The following is a 1,078-nucleotide window of genomic DNA, read 5'->3' as shown; positions in this document are numbered from 1 at the left end:
GTTTCTTTCTTGAGGACCTTATCAACGGGAATTCAACGTTTCGAAAAATATCAGGCATCGAATGATGTAGTAGAGGGTAATTTCGCTTTCGAATTATCAGATACATTTGGTTTTCCGATCGATTTAACGGAATTAATGGCCCGAGAAAAGGGTTGGAGCGTTGATCTAGTTGGATACGAACAGGCTTTGAAAAAGCAAAAAGACGATAGTCGTGCCGCAACAGCCATTGATACTGGCGATTGGATTGTGGTAAACACAGAAGAGCAGAGCGAATTTGTAGGTTACGATGACTTAGAAATCGAAACCGAGATCTTAAAATATCGTAAAGTAAAAGCTAAGGGTAAAGAACAGTTCCAAATTGTTTTACGTCAAACACCTTTTTATGCTGAAAGCGGTGGTCAGGTGGGAGACACAGGCCGTTTAGAAGACCACAGTCGGCAGTTTTGGGTAGACATTACCGATACCAAAAAAGAAAATGGCTTAACTGTTCATTTTACCGATATCTTACCGGATAATTTAGAAGGTAAATTTTGGGCTGTTGTAGATGAAGATAAACGTGTTTTAACTGAAGATAATCACTCTGCCACACACTTACTGCATGCGGCATTAAAACAAGTTTTAGGCAAACATGTTAACCAGAAAGGCTCTCTGGTGAATGCAGACTACTTACGTTTCGATTTTTCCCACTTTGCTAAAGTTACTGACGAGGAATTAGCACAGATTGAGGTAATTGTAAATCAGAAAATCCGCCAGAACATTAAGTTAAAGGAACAACGCAACGTTCCTTATCAAGATGCCATTGAAAGTGGCGTAACGGCTTTATTTGGCGAAAAATATGGCGATTTTGTACGTATGATTACTTTTGACGACCATTTCTCTAAAGAACTTTGCGGTGGTACACATGTAAAGGCAACAGGACAGATCGGTTCATTCAAAATTGTTTCCGAAAGTGCTGTAGCAGCTGGGGTTCGTCGCATTGAGGCCATCACCGCTGATAAAGCTGAACAATACTTTTTAGATCAAAGAAAGGAACTTGGTTATTTAAAAGCATTACTAATTTAAAAGCATTACTAAATGG

At 39.2% G+C, this 1,078-nt stretch carries 1 protein-coding gene; it reads left to right on the top strand.

Translation table 11 applies throughout. The features are described 5' to 3' along the window. A partial coding sequence (locus AC1DPQ_RS28560; RefSeq protein ID WP_477611685.1) for an alanine--tRNA ligase-related protein occupies nt 1-1,062 on the top strand: 1,062 nt, incomplete at its 5' end. Between the last annotated feature and the right edge of the window lie 16 nt (nt 1,063-1,078).

Source organism: Pedobacter sp. 01T416_2, assembly GCF_056398925.1.
The sequence above is the reverse complement of the archived record's forward strand: the minus strand, read 5'-3'. Positions and strand labels throughout refer to the sequence as shown.